The sequence below is a fragment of the Peribacillus sp. NPDC096540 genome (assembly GCF_050278525.1).
Taxonomy (GTDB): Bacteria; Bacillota; Bacilli; order Bacillales; family DSM-1321; genus Peribacillus.
In genome coordinates, this window is record NZ_JBNNTG010000053.1 from 1 (window position 1) to 21,094 (window position 21,094).

General features: G+C 38.1%; 16 protein-coding genes and 1 pseudogene. 6 read left to right on the forward strand and 11 right to left on the reverse strand.

The genetic code is table 11. From position 1 onward, the window contains the following. The first annotated feature begins 1,074 nt into the window (after positions 1-1,074). Positions 1,075-1,833, forward strand: coding sequence for an alpha/beta hydrolase (locus ACQKMR_RS26055; RefSeq protein WP_427699874.1), 759 nt, complete (start codon positions 1,075-1,077; stop codon positions 1,831-1,833). 80 nt (positions 1,834-1,913) lie between these two features. Beyond that, positions 1,914-2,084 carry a CsbD family protein gene (locus ACQKMR_RS26060; RefSeq protein WP_427699875.1) on the forward strand — a complete coding sequence of 57 codons (171 nt, stop codon included), beginning with the start codon at positions 1,914-1,916 and terminating at the stop codon, positions 2,082-2,084. Positions 2,085-2,224: 140 nt separating this feature from the next. Here ACQKMR_RS26060 and ACQKMR_RS26065 read toward each other — a convergent pair whose 3' ends face one another. The 5 genes from ACQKMR_RS26065 to ACQKMR_RS26085 form a co-directional block, all read right to left on the reverse strand. Further along, on the reverse strand, positions 2,225-3,367 hold the full coding sequence (locus ACQKMR_RS26065; RefSeq protein ID WP_427699876.1) for a SpoIIE family protein phosphatase: 1,143 nt from the start codon (positions 3,365-3,367) through the stop codon (positions 2,225-2,227). Positions 3,368-3,672: 305 nt separating this feature from the next. Next, positions 3,673-4,506: a CheR family methyltransferase gene (locus ACQKMR_RS26070; RefSeq protein WP_427699877.1), complete on the reverse strand. Its 834-nt coding sequence runs from the start codon at positions 4,504-4,506 to the stop codon at positions 3,673-3,675. Positions 4,507-4,534: 28 nt separating this feature from the next. After that, the gene (locus tag ACQKMR_RS26075; RefSeq protein ID WP_427699878.1) at positions 4,535-7,333 is read right to left on the reverse strand and encodes a response regulator; all 2,799 of its coding nucleotides are present in this window, start codon (positions 7,331-7,333) and stop codon (positions 4,535-4,537) included. Positions 7,334-7,674: 341 nt separating this feature from the next. Continuing rightward, positions 7,675-8,988, reverse strand: a complete 1,314-nt coding sequence (locus ACQKMR_RS26080) for a hemolysin family protein (RefSeq protein WP_427699879.1) — start codon at positions 8,986-8,988, stop codon at positions 7,675-7,677. Between the two features lie 195 nt (positions 8,989-9,183). After that, positions 9,184-9,579, reverse strand: a complete 396-nt coding sequence (locus ACQKMR_RS26085; protein ID WP_427699880.1) for a MerR family transcriptional regulator — start codon at positions 9,577-9,579, stop codon at positions 9,184-9,186. An 806-nt stretch (positions 9,580-10,385) separates the two neighbouring features. Here ACQKMR_RS26085 and ACQKMR_RS26090 point away from each other — a divergent pair. Further along, complete coding sequence (locus ACQKMR_RS26090) at positions 10,386-10,811, forward strand: DUF4395 domain-containing protein (protein ID WP_427699881.1); 426 nt, start codon at positions 10,386-10,388, stop codon at positions 10,809-10,811. Between the two features lie 60 nt (positions 10,812-10,871). Here the strand turns inward: ACQKMR_RS26090 and ACQKMR_RS26095 are convergent. The 5 genes and pseudogenes from ACQKMR_RS26095 to ACQKMR_RS26115 form a co-directional block, all read right to left on the reverse strand. Next, positions 10,872-11,015, reverse strand: a pseudogene (locus tag ACQKMR_RS26095) (IS3 family transposase); the annotation flags it as partial. 159 nt (positions 11,016-11,174) lie between these two features. Beyond that, complete coding sequence (locus ACQKMR_RS26100; protein WP_427699882.1) at positions 11,175-12,929, reverse strand: FTR1 family protein; 1,755 nt, start codon at positions 12,927-12,929, stop codon at positions 11,175-11,177. A gap of 89 nt (positions 12,930-13,018) precedes the next feature. Continuing rightward, complete coding sequence (gene efeB / locus ACQKMR_RS26105) at positions 13,019-14,293, reverse strand: iron uptake transporter deferrochelatase/peroxidase subunit (RefSeq protein WP_427699889.1); 1,275 nt, start codon at positions 14,291-14,293, stop codon at positions 13,019-13,021. Between the two features lie 12 nt (positions 14,294-14,305). Then, a complete protein-coding gene (efeO, locus tag ACQKMR_RS26110; protein WP_427699883.1) occupies positions 14,306-15,157 on the reverse strand; it encodes an iron uptake system protein EfeO in 852 nt (283 codons plus the stop codon). A gap of 196 nt (positions 15,158-15,353) precedes the next feature. Next, positions 15,354-15,842, reverse strand: a complete 489-nt coding sequence (locus ACQKMR_RS26115; RefSeq protein ID WP_427699884.1) for a MarR family winged helix-turn-helix transcriptional regulator — start codon at positions 15,840-15,842, stop codon at positions 15,354-15,356. Between the two features lie 136 nt (positions 15,843-15,978). On the opposite strand from ACQKMR_RS26115, the gene ACQKMR_RS26120 reads away from it, so the two are divergent. After that, positions 15,979-17,493, forward strand: a complete 1,515-nt coding sequence (locus ACQKMR_RS26120; RefSeq protein ID WP_427699885.1) for an MDR family MFS transporter — start codon at positions 15,979-15,981, stop codon at positions 17,491-17,493. A 169-nt stretch (positions 17,494-17,662) separates the two neighbouring features. Beyond that, positions 17,663-18,358 (forward strand): SGNH/GDSL hydrolase family protein, encoded by a 696-nt coding sequence (locus tag ACQKMR_RS26125; RefSeq protein ID WP_427699886.1) that lies wholly within the window; start codon positions 17,663-17,665, stop codon positions 18,356-18,358. 49 nt (positions 18,359-18,407) lie between these two features. Here the strand turns inward: ACQKMR_RS26125 and def are convergent, their stop codons facing one another. Continuing rightward, complete coding sequence (gene def, locus ACQKMR_RS26130; protein ID WP_427699887.1) at positions 18,408-18,986, reverse strand: peptide deformylase; 579 nt, start codon at positions 18,984-18,986, stop codon at positions 18,408-18,410. A gap of 256 nt (positions 18,987-19,242) precedes the next feature. Between def and ACQKMR_RS26135 the strand changes: the two genes are divergently transcribed. Then, entirely contained in the window at positions 19,243-20,970 is a 1,728-nt protein-coding gene (locus ACQKMR_RS26135; RefSeq protein ID WP_427699888.1) for an AAA family ATPase, read from the forward strand. Positions 20,971-21,094: the final 124 nt, after the last annotated feature.

Here is a 21,094-nt window from a genome sequence, read left to right on the forward strand (position 1 = left end):
AGGCACGCCGCCAGCGTTCGTCCTGAGCCAGGATCAAACTCTCCGAAGAAATGTTTGACTTGCTCATTTTGCTTTTTGATAGTGTGTGCTCACTTTAAAAATTTACGTTGGCGCTTTGTTTTGTTCAGTTTTCAAAGAGCAATTTTATCGTCGTTCTTTCGAACAACTTGTTTATTCATCATAACACACTATTGATTAGTTGTCAACTTCTGCGAAGTTTTTAACTTATTTTAAATCGCTGTGTTTTTCAGCGACCATTTCATCTTAACACTTTCATAATAAGAAGTCAATAGTTATTATTTCTTTTAGTAATCTACCAAAAGTGGATGTTTTTTTGTTTGTCGCACTTGGTGCTTATTTATATTAATCCTATTCCACATGAAAGTCAACGGTTATTCCTATTTTTATAGTTTTTATTTTGTTAGATATTTTAACAACCTCTTCGATTGGTATTTTAGTAAACATATTATTATATAGAAGGAGTTGTATTTATTATTGAGACCACGCTAGATTTCTTTGTTAAGTTTAGGTTGTGGCGTCATGTATATCTTCCACAAGTATATGTTATTTTAGCAGTTGATTTTATTCGGAAAGCTAATGAAAAATATGTTTGCTGTATTATTCAAAGGCCAATCTTTTAGATTACTCGCTTCAATTACTAAGTATGCACTTATTGATTTATCAATGTTTATGGTTTCACATTTGATGAATACTTCATTTATATTTTTGTGATTTCGCAGATGATTTGCTGAGAAATCTTCACCTCCAAGAACTAAGGCTAAACGAACGCTATTAAAACTGAAGATTTCACTTCCATAACAGATTCTATAAATCACACAAAAACAAAATATAATTTTTAATTGAAAATAGGGCTCTTTGCAGCCCTATTTTTTCCTGTCATTAAGTACCTTCTTGATGTAATGAACAAGAAAAATAACCAAGTTGACTTTCTAAATATTGTTATGATATTATATACCCAAGTAATATAATCGGAATAGTTAATAATGCATAGAAAGACAGAAGATAATAAATAACCCCCTTTTTAATAGATTATAATTTAAAGGAGATGGAGATATGACAGCAGCAAAGGTAATACCAGGTGCAGAATCTTTTTTCCTCCCTGGCAATTCTATCGGAATCCTCATTTGCCATGGCTTTAATGGAACACCACAAAGTGTAAGGTATTTAGGTGATAACTTTGCTGCCAAAGGCTATACAGTCTATGCCCCACGTTTGAAGGGTCATGGAACCAATGAGATGGATATGGAAACGAGCCATTATCAAGATTGGGTACAGGATGTCGAGAATGCCTATGCAAAGCTAAAACAAACCTGCACACATGTTTTTGCAATAGGACAATCAATGGGCGGTGCCCTTGTTTTAGATTTAGCGGCAAAAGTACCTTGTGAAGGAATCCTCACTATTAACGCCGCACTTCAAGTGCCTGAGTATGAAAACTATCGTAACCAATTGGTTCCTCGTTTTATTCCTGAGGGTGAACCTGACGTAAAAGACGATACCGCTACAGAAATCACTTATGACCAAGTTCCCTCAAAAGCAATTAATCAGTTGCTTGATATTATGGAACATACAAGTCAACAACTCGAGAACATTAGCTGCCCGATACTTCTTTTTCATTCTCCAGAAGATCACGTTGTACCAGCCCAATGTTCCAATCAAATTTACGATACTGTAACGTCCCTTGATAAGGAATTAATCGCTCTTGAAAACTCCTATCATGTTGCTTCGCTTGATTATGATAAGGATCATATCATTGAACAGTCTTATCTATTCATTCAAACCTACAGTAAAAAGATAACAATCGCTTCATAAATGACTCTTCTTTATATAGATTGGTTTACCCATCCACTACACGGGTATATATAGTATATAAAGAAAAAGGAGGCAGCATAATGAGCGGTTTATCAGACAAAGTAAAAAGTACAGTCAATAAAGTAAAAGGCGAAACGAAAGACCAGGTCGGTAACGCGAAAAATGATCCTCACTTACAAGAAGAAGGTAAATTTGATAAATTAAAAGGCAATCTCCAAGATGATATCAGTAAATTGAAAAATAAACGTTAATTAGCAAATTGAAATCGCAGAATACTGTATTCAGTAAAACCTATTTAAGAATATTCATAATTTCTAACGGATAAGAACTCACCCAACACCCCCTTATATACAGAAGAGGCTGCAGGTATAAACCGCAGCCTCTTCCTTTTTCAATTAGCTTGAATTACAACAACACACATATCATCTGGCTGATCTTGTTGCATTTCAGGGGGCATAACTAAATCAATAGGGGCGGTTTCTTTGGTATCAAACCAACTCGTCGAGACCGCTTCTTGTATTTTATTCAGCCCTTCGGTGCCATCCCGATCGATAGCCTCCATGACTCCATCTGTAAATAACAGAAGTTGAATTCTGTCTTCATAATGAATGATTGATTTCTCTATATTCATCTCAGTGAAGAATCCCACAGGACATGTCCCTTTTTTAAGAGAAGCTACTTTTCCATCATCCATTAGTGCGAAGCCGGGAGGATGTCCAGCGTTAACATATTCCACTGTTTTTTGCTCGGTATCAATAATCAAATAGATCGCTGTAAAATAATAGTGCACTTGGTTATCTTCTTTATTAAGGACACTCATCCAGTGATTCATTTCGTTTATGACTGCCACAGGATCTGTATGTGTCCGAATCGCATCCCTCAAAACAGAGGAGATAAACATACAGACAAGTGAAGCGGATATTCCATGTCCCATCATATCAAGCAGAATGATTCCATATCGATTTTCATCAATGCGATGCCAATAGTACATGTCTCCCGCTAATTTATTTGCAGGTAAGTATGAGGCTTTGATAGTTAAGTGGTCATTGTGAATGGGCTCACTTAAGAGACTGCTTTGAACCTGCATCGAGAGATCTAATTCATTACGAATTTTTTCATCCTGCATTTTATGCCAATCTTTTTCATATTTAAGCCTTAATCCCACACGAATCCGGGCCAGCAAGTCAATTTTATTAATAGGCTTCATTATATAATCAATACCGCCCACATCAAGTGCCTCGGCAACCTTGCTTGAATCTTCAAGTGCGGTCACAAAAATCACGGGTATATCTTTAAGGTGTGGAATATTTTGAAGTCTCCTGCACGCCTCTATCCCATCGATTTCAGGCATCATAATGTCAAGCAGAATGATATCAACAGAAGGCTCTTTTGGTTTCAGACTATCCACCTGTAAATATTCAAACATCTCCACAGCAGAAGTTAATGATAGAAAATCCGTATAGCCAGCCCTCTTTAGAATTTTCTCTATAACGAAAAGGTTAACCTGGTTATCATCTACGATTAAAATCGTCATTCTTTTATTCCCCTTTTGGCTTATATCGAGCGGCAAGTTTTTATCTTTATTAAGTGAATGAGTTTCTTTATGGTGGTTCCCTATAGGGTATTTTCCATTTTATTATATCGAAGCTCAGTCTCTTTTAATAATAATAAACCACTTTATCATCACATTTGCAGACTAGTTCATTATATATACCCATTACTATGACACTCTAAACATATTATAAGAACTTTTTGTATCACCCAAAAACAGAATGAAAACATATTACTAGTTTCCCCTAATGAAAAAGAAGAGTCCGCTATATATGCGAACTCCCCTTCTTATAATTTCCGATAAATTCGTTCCTTTGAATCAAAGTCCTCATAATCTTCCGAAAAGGAAGATGTATGAAGTGTTTCCTTACTACCAACTGCAAGAAAGCCTTCTTTACTAAGGCTGTCATAAAACAGTTGGTTTACATAGGTTTGTAATTCACCGGTAAAGTAAATCATCACATTTCGGCACATAATGATATGAAATTCATTGAAGGAACCATCAGTGACCAAATTATGCTGGAAAAACACTATGTTTTTAAGAAGGCTAGAATTAAGATAGGCATTTTGATAATCCGTCGTATAATACTCCGAAAATTCCTGTTTTCCGCCAGCCTGCAGATAGTTTTTTGTATAAGACTGCATTCTATTTAGCGGAAGTATCCCTTTTTCCGCATGACGGAGGACCCCTTCATTCATATCAGTTGCATAAATTTTCGCCTTTTCATAAAGCCCCTCTTCCTTAAGAAGGATGGCCATTGAGAAGGCTTCTTCACCAGTTGAACAACCCGCATGCCAAACTCTAATTTCCGGAAGCTGTTGTAAAAGCGGTACAATTTTCAACCGAAAAGCTTTAAAGAAATCCGGGTCACGAAACATTTCAGTAACGTTTATCGAAAAATCATTCAGAAGTTTCTCGACATACCCTTTTTCATATAAAACCATTTCAATCATTCCACTTATCCTACGAATATGGTCCAGCCTCATCCGATTTTCAACTCTCCGCTTTATAGAAGAACGCATATATTTCCGAAAATCGAAGCCTGAGACGGAATAAATGGCTTGTAATAATAATTCAATTTCTATATCTTCTCGTTCCTCAACCGTTAATGTATCCTTCATGAAAAACCTTCCTTACCGGTACTATCAATTAATTAGTCAGCCACACACGAAGAACTGATAGCAACTGATCTAATTTTAATGGCTTACTGACATAGTCGGACGCGCCAGCTTTCAGGCATTTTTCCCTATCGCCTTTCATCGCTTTAGCTGTTAACGCGATGATTGGAAGATTCTCGAACTTATTCTGCTTGCGAATTCTAGTCATCGTTTCATAACCATCCATGCCCGGCATCATAATATCCATTAATATTGCATCTATATTATTCCCTTTTTCAAGGAGCTCCAAACATTCATAGCCATTTTCTGCCGTAAGTATTTCCATCCCCTCATGTTTCAGGGCATTTTTTAGTGCAAAGATATTACGGTGGTCATCATCGACGACTAGTACGGTTTTATTGCAGAATGGATTAACGTTTTTCTTGCCATCTCCATCGAATATTACGACATCCTGTTCATCCTGCTCTACAAAAGAATCAATTGCTTCATGGGTAGCTGCTGCCACTTCAGGAGAAGCAGCTATTGCTTCTCCAACATTTTTGAAGCCCTCTGGCATGCTTGGAATAAAGAAGGTAAATGTACTACCCTGACCTTCTTTACTATCTACAATGACCCAGCCTCCTAGCAGCTTCGCAAATTCACGGCATATGGAAAGCCCCAGTCCTGTACCACCGTATTTCCTCATAGTAGCTCCGTCGCCTTGCTGGAACGCCTCAAAGATTAGTTTTTGCTTTTCTTTGGAAATTCCAATACCAGTATCGGTCACATTAATTTCAATCCAATTGCTTGCGCCTTTTGTTTGAATCCACTGTGCGACATTTTCTTCAGCTGCTTTTTTAATTTGGACAGACACAGAACCTTTTTCCGTGAATTTAAATGCATTGGACAATAAGTTTTTCAAGATTTGCTGGAAACGCTGTTCATCCGTAAAGAAAATGTCCGGCACATTTTTATCTTTATCGATTATAAAGTCGATGTTCTTTTTCTTCGCTACATGATCAAAGTTACGGTGCAATAGCTCAGGCAGCTCACTCATATTCATTTCATCAAAGACAACTTCAAGTTTTCCAACTTCAACTTTTGATAAATCCAGAATATCATTAATCAATGTTAATAAATCTTGGCCCGATGAGTTAATAACACGAGCAAATTCCTGCTGCTCTTCATTTAATTTACTATCATTAGGATCAGAAAGCATTTCAGATAAAATCAAAATACTGTTAAGCGGCGTCCGCAATTCATGAGACATATTAGCCATGAACTCCGATTTGTATTTTGAACTTAACTTTAATTCTTCTGCTTGTTTTTCAAGATTTAATTTTGCGACTTGAAGCTCTTTCGATTTATCTTCGGTTTCGCGATTTCTCTCTTCTAAATGTTCGTTAATCATCCGCAACTCTTCAGCCTGTGTTTGCAATTCCTCTGATTGGGCCTGCATTTCCTCTGACTGAGATTGTAATTCTTCTGATTGAGCCTGCAACTCTTCGGTCTGTGCCTGTGATTCTTTCAATAAACGCTCTATTTCCATCCGACCTTCTACATTATTGATCGTGATGCCTAGAGTATCCAACACACGGGTTAAGAAACTTGTTTGCAACTTCGTAAAGGTCTCCAAACTTGCCAATTCAACCATTGCTACAACTTCATCCTCAAATACGACCGGTGCAATAACAATACTTTTAGGATTGACTTCCCCTAGCCCTGTTGTAACCAAATGGAAGTCTTCTGGAATATTTTCAATGAATTCCGATTTTCCTTCTTGGGCGCATTGGCCAATCAAACCTTCACCCAATCGGAATTCACGTCTGCCTGCATCCTCACCATCTCCTGCAAAGCTGGAAAGCTTTACAAAACGCATATCTTTTCCCTTACCTCGCCTGACGTAAAACGCCCCAATGGACGCTCCCATCATCGGCGCAAGCCTTGTAATGAATCTATCAGCAAGAACCTCCACATCAACAATACGCTGATACATGGTAGCGATATCCGCAACACGAGTCTGAATCCAGTTCTGTTCACTGATTTTTTCAGTGAAATCTTTCTCCTTTTGATTATAGGCTTCAAGCGATTCTGCCATATCATTGAAGGATCGAGCGATATCACCAATTTCATCTTTTGTTCGAACTGGAATTCTTGGTACTACCGATAAGTTTTTAAAATCAATATTTTTGATGACTCTCGTAATGGATTGCAAATCTTTTGATGTGCTGCGAATCATCCAAACCACCGTTACTGAAATAACTAAAATGCTAAGAATAATAGCGAAGATTATGAAACTAATCATATCTTCATAGGTTTGTTTCGAATTACTTAATGTTTTATTCATAATGTCTTCTTGATAATCTTTAAAGTCATCCATCGTACTAATAACTTTTGTCCGCTTTTCCCTCTGATCTCTCATAAGCCTGGCAATATTTTCGGAAGAACTTCCCTCTTGTATATTTTGAATAATCTCAGCCTCTGTTATGGAGTATGATGTATATTGAGTTTCAAACTCTTTCAATAATTGCTTTGCTTTTACTTTATTTAACGTACCTGATAATTCAGCAATTTGTGATTCAATCAAACTATGATTCTCGTTTATAATTTCTAGACTATCAGCTCTTTCTTCTTTATTGGCATCATTAGCTGCAAATAAAATTTCACGGTCTGATCTTGAAAACAACTGACGAATTTCCATCGAAGATTGAACTTTAGAATAGCGTTCTTCAACTATTTCGGTCATACTGCTTTTTAAATTGTTAAGCGTAAACACCATGAAAGAAAGTAATATAGCCAAAAAAAGCAAGATTAAACCGAACCCTAACATTTGCTTCCTCTTAAAACCCATTTTTTCGCCTACCTTCTTTACTTATTTATAATAATCAGCCAGAAAAAAATGTCATTGCAAAGATAAATTTTATTACTATCATCCGTATTCCTCTGAAGGATTTCCAAGTATGTTTATATAAAGATAGATTTAATGACTCACTCTTCATTTTAACATTTCCATAGTATAAATTGTGGTCTACAGCGTTATTTTTCATGAATTCCTGTTCCATTTGGGTAGTAGTCTACCTTTTTAAAGAAATCAAAGCACCGTGTTCGAAGCTTACTCGTTTATCAGTTCATTATTTAGTAAATTATAAAAACCGAAAGCTTTTGCTTTCGGTTTTTATATGAACATGATTATTAAATTTTCTTTACTTCAACGTATAAGACATGATGGCCATCCATTTCTTTGACGGTAAATTCAAAGCCAGCATATTCTATTCTATCGCCGACTGCAATTTCAAATCGCCCTGTTAGGACCCATCCGCCCAATGTATCTATATCTTCTTCTGGCAATTCTATTGCAAGGGTATCATTCACATCTTCGATCAACGTTTTTGCATCAAAAACATAATGTCCGTCATCAATTTTTTGAATAAGCGGCCGTTCGTCCTGGTCAAATTCATCTCGTATTTCTCCGACGATTTCTTCGAGAATGTCTTCAACCGTAACAAGACCTGCAGTACCGCCATATTCATCAGTTAAAACGGCCATATGAATCCGTTCCTTCTGCATTTTCAGTAGTAAATCATGAATAGCGATTGTTTCAAGAACACGAATAATTGGTGTTACAAATGAATCAACTGTCAATTCTGAAACATTTTCTTCTGTAATTGTTGCTGTATAAAGACGCTTGATATTGACCATACCCACTACATTATCTTTATCACCGTCTATAACAGGATAACGGGTGTATTGCTCTTCTTGAATGAGTTCAACAACTTCCAATAAGGGCATCCCTTTTTCAATTACGGTCATTTCCGTACGAGGAACCATAATCTCATTGGCAATACGCTCATCAAATTCAAAAATTTGGTTTACATATTTATATTCTGATTGATTAATCTCACCGCTTTTATAGCTTTCTGATAAAATAATGCGCAATTCTTCTTCTGAGTGAGCCATTTCAGATTCAGAAGCAGGCTTTAAGCCGAACATGCCTGTAAGAACACGAGCAGAACCATTCAATAACCAAATAAACGGGTACAAAATACGATAAAACAAAATTAATGGCTTTGAAAACATTAATGTTACTTCCTCAGCCTTTTGAATCGCAACTGTTTTTGGTGCTAGTTCCCCGACTACAACGTGAAGGAATGTGACAGATCCAAACGCGATCACGAAAGAGATAATATGACTTACGGATTCATCTAATCCCCATCTTAAAAACAATGGTTTAAATATTGCCTCTACCGTCGGTTCACCCAGCACCCCTAAACCTAATGCGGTTACTGTAATCCCCAATTGACAAGCAGATAGGTACTCATCAATATGTGTGGTTACTTTCTTGGCTGCAAGTGCATTTCTATGTCCTTCTTCGATCAATTGATTAATGCGAGAACTTCTGACTTTTACGATTGCAAATTCTGAGGCAACAAAAAATGCCGTTAATGCTATTAATACAGCTACTGTTAATAATTTTATAAAAATCTCCAATATGTGCGGGTTTACCATGTATATACCCTACCCTGATAATACCAAGGAATAGGCAAACACGGTTTAATCCCAAGCACCTCCTGTGTAAATGGTTAATGTCCATTTCAAAAACAAACTGAATTTTAACATGAATGCCGCATCCCAACCATTTTGTGAAGATGTCCTTTATTAATATGCACCTTTGTACAGTAAACTATCGAGAATAAATCTGGATTATACTAACAACACTAATAATGATTGGATTAAGGCAATGCTTTCGTGAGAAATCTGTTTTTTTAGAAGAAGTTCATTTTTTTCGTCCTTTTCAATCAGCCTGATTACTTCCCGCAGTTCCTCATTCAAGCCATCCAGTTTACTTTTCAGTTGAAGTCCTGTTTCCTCAATGGCAGATGACACTTCCTTGTCCTGGTTAAATAGTTCCTTTATATCTTCTAATGAAAGGTTTTTTCTTTTACACTCCTCAATACGGTGAAGCCGTTCAAGTTCCCTGACTGAATAATAACGGTAGTTAGAGGCGGAACGTTCTGCTTTTAGCAGGCCCATGTTTGTATAGTAATCAACAGTTCTCTTCGTAACATTCGCCATTTCCGCCAACTCGCCAATTTTCAACGTCTCGTTCCCAATATAACCCCTCCCAACCGTCACGTGATGGTTTAGACAAGCTAATACATTGTCTTTTGTTCCACCCTGACATTAAATTCTATTCTCTAATCGTACATTATTTTTACTCAAAATAAAAATATTTAATATTGGATAAAAAGATATTTTTTTATGAGTTACACCTCTTTACATTCCATAAGAAAACAAAAAAGACTGTAGGCAAAAGAGGTTCTATCTAAATTTTATAACAAAGTTGATTGGAACGGGTGTGCGAGACTCCTGCGGGAAAAGCGCGTCTAGGGGAAGACCCCGCAGACGCAAGCCGAGGAGGCTCCCGGACCGCCCGCGGAAAGCGAGTGCCCTACGTTCCAATCAACGTTCAAATTGTACAAGCCATAAAAAAACTGTAGACAAACTCGATTTTCATCGAGTTTGTCTACAGTCTGAACCGATTATTGAAAATAATCGGTTTAAATTATCATTCTATTTTATGAAGTCTATTTTTTTGTTTTAGCTGAAAATTGATTGCTCAATATTTTAGGACCGCATTGGCATATCGAAGAATGTTTTAGTTTTTTTATTGGTGTACCGCATGTTTGACAGACTTTTGTTACCATTTTACCGTCCTCCTACTTTAACTAATTGTTATATATTATATTATACTGTTTTAACAATAATAATCAATACTAAATTAAAATTATTATAAATAAAAAGGTTGAATTTTGGTTTTATAGACTTTGTTATCATTCCCACTTCACAAGTAGCTATAGTAAAGATAAAATATAATAAAACTCATCAGGGAGGTTGGTATTAAAATGACGAGTGAAATTCGTTCTATTCCCCGTCCCTTAGTACGCACGAATCAATGGGTCATATTTTCAAGCGTGGTGACTGCCTTACTAACCGGCCAAATATGGATATTAGCGATTCCGTTAACAGCAGGACTTTTAGGGCTTATCTTTAATTTCAATCCGATTATGAGGCTTGCAAAGCTCTTCTTGAAAAAGAAGCCTTCTGATTATATTCCGGAAGATCATTCCCAACAGCAATTCAACCAAGTTATTGCAGTCGTTTGCTTGGGACTTGGATTAATTTCTTTCTTGCTTGGTTGGACCGTTTCAGGATATATTTTTACGGTGATGGTCGGGCTTGCTTCTTTCATAGCCATCCTTGGATTCTGCATTGGTTGCTTTATCCTCTATCAATGGAAACAATATTTCTATCGCCGATCTCTGCGCTAGATACTTACAAAAGAGGACTGACATTTGAAGTGAACCCAAAAAGTTAGACACTTTATTTAATTAGGCAGTCTTGAGGGCATGAACCCGATAATCTACCGGGCTCATGCCTTTTAATTTTACCTTGATTCTTTGATGATTGTAGTAATGGATATATTCTTCTAGTTCTTGTTTGAAATGCTCCAAGCTTTCAAATTCTTGAAGATAATTCTTGTGCAATGGATTTATAGGATTTTTCCCCTTCCAAGTACTCTAAAACTGCATGTGATTTTTCGTCTATCGTATATTTAGTCAAAAAAACTGCACCTCCAATTGTTAGATGTTGTCTAACAATTGGGGTGCAGTTCACATTCGTCAGTCCCTTTTTTATTCGGATGCATGTACAGAATTATTTTTTTTAACCCAATAGGTAGCCAGTAAGATCAACAGAATTAATACAGCTTGCGGCAGTAACGTTTCTACTGTCGGATAAAGTCCTATCCATTCTACAAACGGGAAGGAAGTAATCGTATGTGTCTGCAGAACTTGTGAAACTTGAAGTGAATGAATAGAGACCCCAAGAATCTTAAATGCCAAAACATAGATGAGTATCGTTGCTGCTTTAAAGAATAGGGTAATCGGTAGTTTCACGCTGTAACGTAGCATGATAAAACCAATCACTACTAATATGAGGAAGGCAATTGCAATCCCGCTTAATAGCTGCTTCAATTCCATATACGGCGCCATACCTGCATAAAAGATAATTGTCTCCGCACCTTCACGGAAAATGGATAAAAAGCTAATTAAAGCAAACGAGACGATACTACCTGTAGCAATGGCTTGGTCCATTCGCTTGCCAATATAACGGTTCCATGCATGGATATTCGATTTACTATGGAGCCAAAGGCCAATTGTCAACATCATCAATACTGCCACTATCCCAGTGATTCCCTCAATGTACTCACGGCTTGACGCAGCCGTAATTTGAGAGAAAACAATATTGATGATGACCGCAAAGATGGTACTCGCGGCTAATCCAGCACCGACCCCTGTCCAAATCCATTTTTGTTTGTCCGCTTGTCCAATTTTCTTTAGAAAAGACAATAATGTCGCTACAATCAAGAGTGCTTCTAGCCCCTCCCGTAAAAGAATCAAAGCAGCATCCCATGTTGTATAGCTCGTATCATCAATCAAGGGTAGCAACCGGGTGTTTAAATCCGAAACGATATCCTTCGCTTCCTCTGCTTTTATCTTTTTCGATTGTAACAAGCTGATTGCGGTCGGAACTTTTGTTTCCATATCACTGTACAACTTGCTGTCTCTTGTTGAAACTTCCCCTTCGACATTAGGCCAAATTGTTAAAATTTCATTCAACTGATCAATTGCTGAATCGATATCATTTTTTTCAATATCGGTTATGCTTCCTTGTAAGAGTTGTGTAACATCTCCAAGTGAATAAGTCACCTTCTGGTCTTCTTCTTTAACCTTACCAGCAAGAAAATCCTCCAGTAAACCTTTTAATTCAGAAAGATTCGTTTTGGCTTTTTCCGAATCAGGTGGGTCCTGGGTAATGGCTATCCGCACAAAGGCCATATACGTTTCAATCTTACCGTATGAAGCAACACTTTCCTCCCGAACAACAACCTCTGCGTCAATCCAATGATTCCGTAGGTTTGTATATTGACTCTTAGCTTGAACAAAGTCACCTTCAGCTATTGTTGCATCCAACTCATCTATTAATGGGATTAACGCTTGTAACCGGTCTGTATAGACCGTCTTATCTACTGGATTTTCCTCTGTATCATATGTAATAAGAGTACTTGATAAAGCCGATAATTGCTTTTTAATTTCATCAGCGTCTGCTTGGTTCTTCACAGCACTTTTTACAGCCAATAGTTGCTTATCAACTTTCTTCGCAACTTCACTGTCCGTTTTTATCATTTTCCAATCTTTTTCAAATAAAGCTATATTATCCGAAACTGCGTCAAGGTCGCCGGATTTTGTCTTCATTAAACTATCGCCAATATAGACAAAAAGCTGATCATGATTTTCACCTGCCGAAACAACTCGTACTGAAGATGAAATAAATAAAAGACTGACTATTAAAACCAATATCCCACTTTTCCATTTAGAAACAGTCATACTGGTACCCTCCTTATTTATGAACTAAAATCGCCAACCCGGATACGCATCCATGCTGGCGATTTTCTCGTCTATCTTTTAAAATTCAATTACCTAAAAAGGGATTCTCCGATATAGCCACCCTTTTTCACACCTGGCAAACAAGCAAATACAGCACTACCTCGGTGAATGATATATTCATTCAGCTTATCATTTTTCGCAAGGCGTTCCTGTATAGGAACAAATTGTTTACTTGGGTTGCGTTGATAACAAATGAACAGAAGGCCAGCGTTCAAGCTTCCTGTTTTAGGATCCATTCCATCCGCATATGAATAAGGACGCCGCAGAATCTTTGCTTTTCCGTCCCCCCTGGATAGACTCATATGCGAATCTTCTGGAATAATCCGATTTCCGTTTTGATCTTTAGCTTCTAAATCAACACTATCAAATTCATTCTTCATCCCTAATGGAGCTCCACTGTCACGGTGACGGCCAAATGTATTTTCCTGCTCTTTCAATATAGTACGGTCCCATACTTCAATGTACATCTGAATTCGGCGTACAACCATATAACTGCCGCCAACAAGCCAGTCTGGACCATCCCCAGCCTTTACCCAAACATGATCATTCATTTCACTACTTTTCTTCGTATCCGGATTGGCAGTTCCGTCCTTAAACCCGAATAAGTTACGCGGTGTCGTTTTTTGAGAATCGGCTTGTTTAGTACGTTGGAAACCTGTTTGGGCCCAATGAATAATCGTTTTCCCTCTCCCGATTCTCACTAAGTTCCTAACGGCATGAAAAGCAACCTGAAGATCATCTGCACATGCTTGAATACAAATATCGCCACCGCTCCAAGAATCTTCTAACGCATCTAAAGGGAATTTGGGCAGATCCTTTAATTCAGCAGGCTTTTTCGATTTCAAACCAAACCGATCTTTACCATTCTTCGTAAATAGGGTAGGACCCACTCCAAAAGTAATCGTCAAATTCGAAGGTGACAATTCTTTTGCTTCCCCAGTATCTTTGGGAGGCATACTAGCATTTAGAGAAGCTTCACCTACCAATTTTCCCGCTGTCATCTGAGCCGCTGCTTCTGTCCAGTCCTTAAATAGCTGGATTAAGTCGGACTTATTATCAGTCGTAACTTCCAGTGCCGCAAAATAAAGGTTATCCTGAGCTTCAGTAGTAATGCCTGCTTGATGTGACCCATAAAATGGAACAATATCATTAGTTTGTCCCTTTGCCTGCGAATCAGATAGATTCAAAAGCCCACCAAATCCAGATGCTCCTATCACGACTCCGACCCCACCGACTCCTGCTGTTTTCAACATATTGCGACGACTTACTTTTTTAGTAAAAAGTGAGGTTTCGTCATTCGGCATATTTTCTTTCAATTATGATTCCTCCGTTACAATTCCTATTTGCGAAAGTGGTTCAGCTAATGCATCAATTGCTTGGCTTAACTCTTTAACTTCAGATTCTTTTAAATCCGTATAAGAGATGTAGCCATCTCCTTCTTTATGCTTCTCAAGCAAGCTGTATACATCGTCAAAACGTTGTTGGATTTCCGTTGTAAGCTTTGCGTCTTTTTCTTTAAGAGCTGGTGTAAGAAGTTCGTAGATTTTTTCGGCACCTTCAACATTTGCAACAAAGTCATATAAATCTGTATGAGAGTATCGGTCCTCTTCTCCAGTTACCTTACTGGTAGAAATTTCATTTAATAAATCAACCGCACCTGTGATTAATAAATCCGGTGTGACCTCAACAGTTTCAGCTTTGGCACGAAGTAAATTAACATCACTCATTAATTGATCTGCATACTCTTCATAACCTTTCGTTGTGTTTTCTTCCCATAACCCCATCTCAATCCGGTGATAACCGCTCCACTCTTCATCTTTAACGTCCCCTTTACGCGCATCAATTTTGGGATCAAGATCGCCAAATACTTCTGCAATTGGTTCAGCTCTCTCATAATGCATGCGGGCCGGTGCGTATACTTCCTTCGCCTTTTCAATATCACCAGACTTTACAGCTGTCGTAAACTCTTCAGTCGCTTTTACAAACTCTTCTATTTCGCCAATCGCATATTCCCTATACTCGCTAGATACATCATCTAACGCAATTGCACTTGCACTCGTTTCTTCGGCATTCTTGTCTGCCGGCTTTGCTTCTTCCTTTTCCTGTGAACAGCCAAATAGTAGGCTGGTAGATAATAAGACTGCTAATGATGCCTTTGTTTTCTTCATATAGGAATCTCCCTTTTAAATGAATTCTAGATTCATATTAGCAGACAATGAAAATCATTATCAATATAAATTTTGTTGAAAGCGCGACATTTTTCTTATGTTGTAGGAAAATTTGTTATGCTTACAACATTTTTCTTTCTTTTAAAAAGGAAAAACGCCAGTTTCACTCTCCTCATATTTCTAAAAAGGGTAGCCTTTATTTTAGCCACCCTTCCCGTTCACTCAATAACTTGTCATTTTCCTTGTCCATAATTTCTGAGATACCCTCTACAAATTGAAGGATAAATGTAAGCTCCTGCTCATTATAAGTGGAACATAGTTTTTTGGTAGCCGTAGAGAGTGATTGATAATGCGATTTGATCTGTTCTTGTCTTGCGGGCATTGGGACAATCATTACTCGTCTTCCATCTTTTCGATCTCGTTCTCTTTTTACATAGCCTGAATTTTCAAGACGATCGATCAACGCCGTAACTGAACCTGTGCTCAATCCGGTCATTTTAGATAGTTCACCAGCGGTTATCGGTCCTTTTTCTTTCAATATCTCAGCAGTCTTTAAGTCCGTATGGGTAACCCCTATTTTATGGGCCATATTTTGTTGAAATAAAACCGACCTCATTCCGTACCTTTGCAGGCTATGTGTTAGACTCTCTAACAGTTCTACATTCACCTCATTACCGCTTGACATAAAATGACACCCCTTTTACACTTAAATTTATCTTGAAAATCAAGATAAATGATTTTATTTTATCTTAATTGTTATCATTCATTTATGTAAATAAAATTATGAAATAAATGTTACTACGCACTAAGGAGGAAAATAAATGAAAGAACAAAAAAACCAAAAATTCATTGTTGCCGGTTTATTATTAGGTATCTTGATGTCAGCAATGGATAATACGATTGTTGCGACTGCCATGGGAACAATCGTTTCAGATTTAGGCGGTTTCGATAAGTTTGTCTGGGTGACATCCGCTTATATGGTCGCCACGATGGCAAGCATGCCAATTTTCGGTAAGCTTTCCGATATGTATGGACGGAAGAGGTTTTTTATTTTTGGCCTCGTAGTCTTTCTAATCGGCTCTGCATTATGTGGTATGGCTCAAAGCATAGTCCAGTTAAGTATTTTTCGGGCAATCCAGGGGATTGGCGGTGGCGCTTTAATGCCAATTGCTTTCACTATCATATTCGATATTTTCCCACCTGAGAAACGAGGAAAGCTAACTGGCCTTTTCGGCGCTGTGTTTGGGGCTTCAAGTGTATTGGGCCCGCTTTTAGGTGCTTATATTACAGAGTATTCTAGCTGGAACTGGATTTTCTATGTCAATGTTCCAATTGGAATCATTTCTTTATTTTTCATCATGCGATATTACAAAGAGTCAGCCAACACCCAAGAACAAAAAATTGATTGGGGTGGGGCAGCAACACTCGTTATTGCCGTTATAAGCTTAATGTTTGCCCTCGAACTAGGCGGAGAGTATGGTTGGGATTCATTTCCTATCATAGTTCTGTTTGCTAGCTTTGTAGTATTCTTCATTTCTTTTTTCTTTTTCGAAAAAAGAGCAAAAGATCCAATCATTTCATTATGGCTATTTAAAAGACGGCTGTTTGCAACCTCTCAAATCTTAGCCATCCTATATGGCGGTACATTTATTATTTTAACTGTCTATATACCAATTTTCGTCCAAGCTGTTTACGGGGGATCTGCAACTAATGCCGGGTTAATCCTAACTCCTATGATGCTTGGTTCCGTCGTTGGTAGTGCAATCGGTGGGATATTTAATACAAAGACCAGCTTCCGTAACTTGATGACGATTTCTGTCGTCTGCTATTTCGCAGGAATGCTTCTGTTAGGGACAATTACCCCTGATACCAGCAGAACTTTACTAACAGGTTACATGATTCTGACTGGATTCGGCATGGGCTTTTCTTTCTCTCTTTTGCCTATTGCTTCGATTCATAATTTGGAACCGAGATTTCGCGGATCGGCCAACTCTACAAACTCATTCCTACGTTCTTTTGGGATGACACTCGGTGTTACGATTTATGGAGCGATACAGAATAATGTATTCACAAGTAAAATGACAGACGCATTTAAAGGAATGCAGGGAGGACCGGACACATCTGTACTAATGGAGGACCCTCGTCAGCTCTTCCAATCAGATGCACGTGCCCAGATTCCCGACTTTATCCTAGATAAAATTGTTCATGCAATGTCTGATTCAATTTCCTTAATATTCACTTTGGCCCTCATCCCAATAGGGCTTGCTGCAATCACGGTTTTCTTTATGGGAAAAACAAGAGTAGAAACGCCTCCAAAAGAGGAATCATTACAATAGACTTAAAAAGTGCTGGGCTTCCAGCGCTTTTTTAAGTTTTTATTAAGGAAAAGCGGGTACTATTTCAATAAAATTCCTATCTTCTATATGAATAGAAAGTAAAGTTTGCTGAAAAACTATTCTACTACTAAAATAATAAGTAACACAGTCACATACCGAGGTGAGAAATTTGAAGATTGTATGTTTTGGGGATAGTTTAACCAGAGGCATTTCTTATGTTAAAGGTCGGCTTCGCATTATTAAAGACAATTATCCGAACTCTTTAGCAAAGCTCACAGAATCGTTGCCATTCGTTGAAGTATTGAATAAAGGGGTTTTCAATGACAACTCCGACCTGCTAGTTAGCCGGATCGATAAAGATGTCATGTCAGAAAATCCAGATATCGTATTAATAGAAGTTGGTGGAAACGACTGTAACTTCCATTGGGATGAAGTCGCCAAAAATCCAGAAGGTGATCATGAGCCTATTGTTCCCATCGAACGGTACCTAGAAAATATTACTCAACTTGTAAAACAGGTTCAGGACAAGCATGTCACACCTTTTCTTTTAACCCTCCCACCACTAGATCCAGCTAGGTATTATCGTTCTATTGCTGAAAGGTTCGGGCCTTCAATCGGGCATTTTGTTTCCCAAGTCGGCGGAATTGAACATTGGCATGGAATGTATAACCGCCAGTTGAAAAACCTCGCAGAAGAACTTAAGGTACCACTGATTGATGTGCGTTCCTACATTAAATCCGCTGGCGACTTGAACCACTTAATTAGCGATGATGGCATCCACCTCACTTCCGAAGGATATCAACAAATGAGTATGGCCATATTCAGTGATTTACAAAAGCATATAGCAGGGAGAATACTTCTATAATCTTAAACATGTAAAAAAGGCAAAGCATTGGCGCTTTGCCTTTCTGGTATTACAAGCTTTTCACTTCTACATTTTCCGGAAGCTTGAAAGGGTTCTCTGTATTGATGCGGTCATAAAACATCATCCCGTTTAAATGATCTAGCTCATGTTGAAACACGATAGCAGCAAAGCCCTTCAGCCGCATCTCGATTTTCTCACCTTTGCTATCCAATGCTATAATTTTAACTCGTTCATAACGTGGTACATAGCCTTTTATATCACGGTCAACAGAAAGACATCCTTCACTTTGCGGTAAATAAATCATCGTAGCTGAATGGCTGATAATTTTCGGATTCACAAGGGCATATTCAATCAGCTTCCCTTTTTCATCCGGAAAATACATGACGAACATGCGTTTATTTAAGCCAATCTGATTTGCCGACAAACCAACACCTTCACGCAAATTGTATTTCTTTTGAAGTTTTGGGTCTTGGCTATTTTTCAAATATTGCATCATGCACTCCAGCGTAATACGATCTTCATCTGAAACCGGCAGGCTAACTTCATCCGTTACCTGACGTAGAATTGGATCTCCTTCTCTTACGATATCCTTCATTGTAATCATGTAGTCTTTTATAAATTTACTCATAGAACTTCACACTCTTCTACCATTTTATTTTTTCATGACTTAGACCATTTCACTTTAGCATTTCATTTTTAAAAAGTCTAATATGCAGGTTGAAAATAGATTTGTCTAAGTTTAGTACTCATACCTTAAAAATTTTCATAAGTTATTGGCTTTTCGCACCTTTACATTATTTACCTAAATTTTAAGGACTAAAGACCTATAGATTACAAGTTTAAAAATTCTATACTGAATATATATCCTTAAAGGAGATGAAAATTTGAACTCGAATTCTAAATTTGTCTCGAAGTTGCTGCCGTTTATTACGGCTTTCATTGTGATAATTGGTGGAATTAGTTTGTATGTTGTAACTCAATCAAAGGAAATGGTTATTCCCTTTTCTTCCGTTGAAAAGACAATTAAAGCTCAAAATGGGGCCCCTGTCTCAATAGAAGAGGAACAAAACGGTACTCTTCACATCACTACACCAGATGGAGAATATGTTTCTAATATTCCCCCCAACAGTCAAATGATCAATAAACTAGTCGAAACTTATAATGTTCAATATTCATTTTCATCAACTAATAAGTCAGCATTATGGATTTTAGGTGGATTGATGGCAGCATTAGTCGCAACCATTGTTATTATACAGAAAAGATCAAAAGGTGGATTACTCATTGGCAGCAAGAAACAAAGCATTTCTGCTCCTAGAGCTTTGCCCGAAATAACCTTGGAGGATGTAGGCGGTTTGCAAACCGAAATCAAACAAGAAATCCTGCAAACCCTAACTACTCTAAAAGAACCAGAACGTTCAGCTAAAATTGGAATTAAGCCTCCTCAAGGCATTTTATTATACGGCCCCCCCGGAACTGGGAAAACGCTTCTTGCACAGGCAATTGCAAAAGAATTGGGTGCCAACTTCTTCTCAACAAGTGGTTCAGCCTTCAACGAAATGTTTGTCGGTGTCGGAGCAGCCCGTGTCCGTAGTCTTTTTCAAAATGCACGTAAGCAATCACCAGCTGTCATTTTCATTGACGAAGTAGACGCATTAGCGGGTAAACGGAAAGCTCATGGCGGAGAAGAAGGCGAAAAAACGTTGACTGAACTGCTTGTCCAATTGGATGGAGGCCATCCAAATGAAGGCATTTTATTTATTGCCGCAACAAACCGGAAAGATATGCTTGATGAGGCATTTCTTCGCCCTGGTAGAATTGATTTCTCCTTCCAAGTACCACTTCCAGATACACAGGGAAGAAAGGAAATCATTGCGATCCATACAAAAGGAAAGCGACTCGCAACAGATGTACTTACTTCCTTGGATGAATTGGCCGAAAGTACATCCGGTTTCTCCGGAGCGGACTTAAGTTCTTTATTCGATACTGCCTCACGTCATGCGCTAAGAAATGAACATGATATGATTCGTAAACAGGATCTTGATTATGCCATTGACCGTACGATTCTTGGTGCCACATCACGTACCTTGAATGATGAGGATACTAAACGCCGCGTGGCCATCCATGAAAGTGGACATGCTTTGATTGCAGCTTTGACAAAGCCTGGTTCTGTTCGAAAGGCGACCATCATTCCTCGTGGGGAAGCCCTTGGATATGTAGCGCCGATTCCAAAAGAACTCCATCTATCTACAGCAAGTGAATTGCTTGATCAAGTTAAAATGATTTTAGCAGGTGGCGTGGCGGAAAGAATGTATTTAGGCGAACACAGCATTGGTGTAGGCGGAGATGTACAACAGGCGAAACATCTGCTTGAGCAAATGGTCGATACCGGAATGCTTCAAGAAGGATTTACCCTCACCTTTAATAAAGGCGAGAAGGAAGAAAAGATGCAGGAATTATTCACCAAAGCGATTCAGGAAACGGAAATGTTGATTGATTCGAATCGTCCACAGTATGAAGAGCTCGTTGAGGTGCTGCTGAAAAAAGAAACGCTTGAAGGGACGGAAGTTCAGAACATTGTTGATGCTTCACCTCAGGAACTGGTTTTGGTTTGATTTAAAAAGAAGGCGTCCTATTGGACGCCTTCAGTTTGTAGACAAAAGGGGTTCGGAATTAAAACATTCCGAACCCCTTTTGAAATTTCCTTTGAATTTTGCTCAATATTAAGGAATTGGGTCT

Excerpts from the sequence above, each read along its gene's own strand:
- ACQKMR_RS26055 (WP_427699874.1), top strand. The coding sequence starts at position 1,075 with ATGACAGCAGCAAAGGTAATACCAGGTGCAGAATCTTTTTTCCTCCCT.
- ACQKMR_RS26060 (WP_427699875.1), top strand. The coding sequence starts at position 1,914 with ATGAGCGGTTTATCAGACAAAGTAAAAAGTACAGTCAATAAAGTAAAA.
- ACQKMR_RS26065 (WP_427699876.1), bottom strand. The coding sequence starts at position 3,367 with ATGACGATTTTAATCGTAGATGATAACCAGGTTAACCTTTTCGTTATA.
- ACQKMR_RS26070 (WP_427699877.1), bottom strand. The coding sequence starts at position 4,506 with ATGAAGGATACATTAACGGTTGAGGAACGAGAAGATATAGAAATTGAA.
- ACQKMR_RS26075 (WP_427699878.1), bottom strand. The coding sequence starts at position 7,333 with ATGGGTTTTAAGAGGAAGCAAATGTTAGGGTTCGGTTTAATCTTGCTT.
- ACQKMR_RS26080 (WP_427699879.1), bottom strand. The coding sequence starts at position 8,988 with ATGGTAAACCCGCACATATTGGAGATTTTTATAAAATTATTAACAGTA.
- ACQKMR_RS26090 (WP_427699881.1), top strand. The coding sequence starts at position 10,386 with ATGACGAGTGAAATTCGTTCTATTCCCCGTCCCTTAGTACGCACGAAT.
- ACQKMR_RS26100 (WP_427699882.1), bottom strand. The coding sequence starts at position 12,929 with ATGACTGTTTCTAAATGGAAAAGTGGGATATTGGTTTTAATAGTCAGT.
- efeB (WP_427699889.1), bottom strand. The coding sequence starts at position 14,293 with ATGCCGAATGACGAAACCTCACTTTTTACTAAAAAAGTAAGTCGTCGC.
- efeO (WP_427699883.1), bottom strand. The coding sequence starts at position 15,157 with ATGAAGAAAACAAAGGCATCATTAGCAGTCTTATTATCTACCAGCCTA.
- ACQKMR_RS26115 (WP_427699884.1), bottom strand. The coding sequence starts at position 15,842 with ATGTCAAGCGGTAATGAGGTGAATGTAGAACTGTTAGAGAGTCTAACA.
- ACQKMR_RS26120 (WP_427699885.1), top strand. The coding sequence starts at position 15,979 with ATGAAAGAACAAAAAAACCAAAAATTCATTGTTGCCGGTTTATTATTA.
- def (WP_427699887.1), bottom strand. The coding sequence starts at position 18,986 with ATGAGTAAATTTATAAAAGACTACATGATTACAATGAAGGATATCGTA.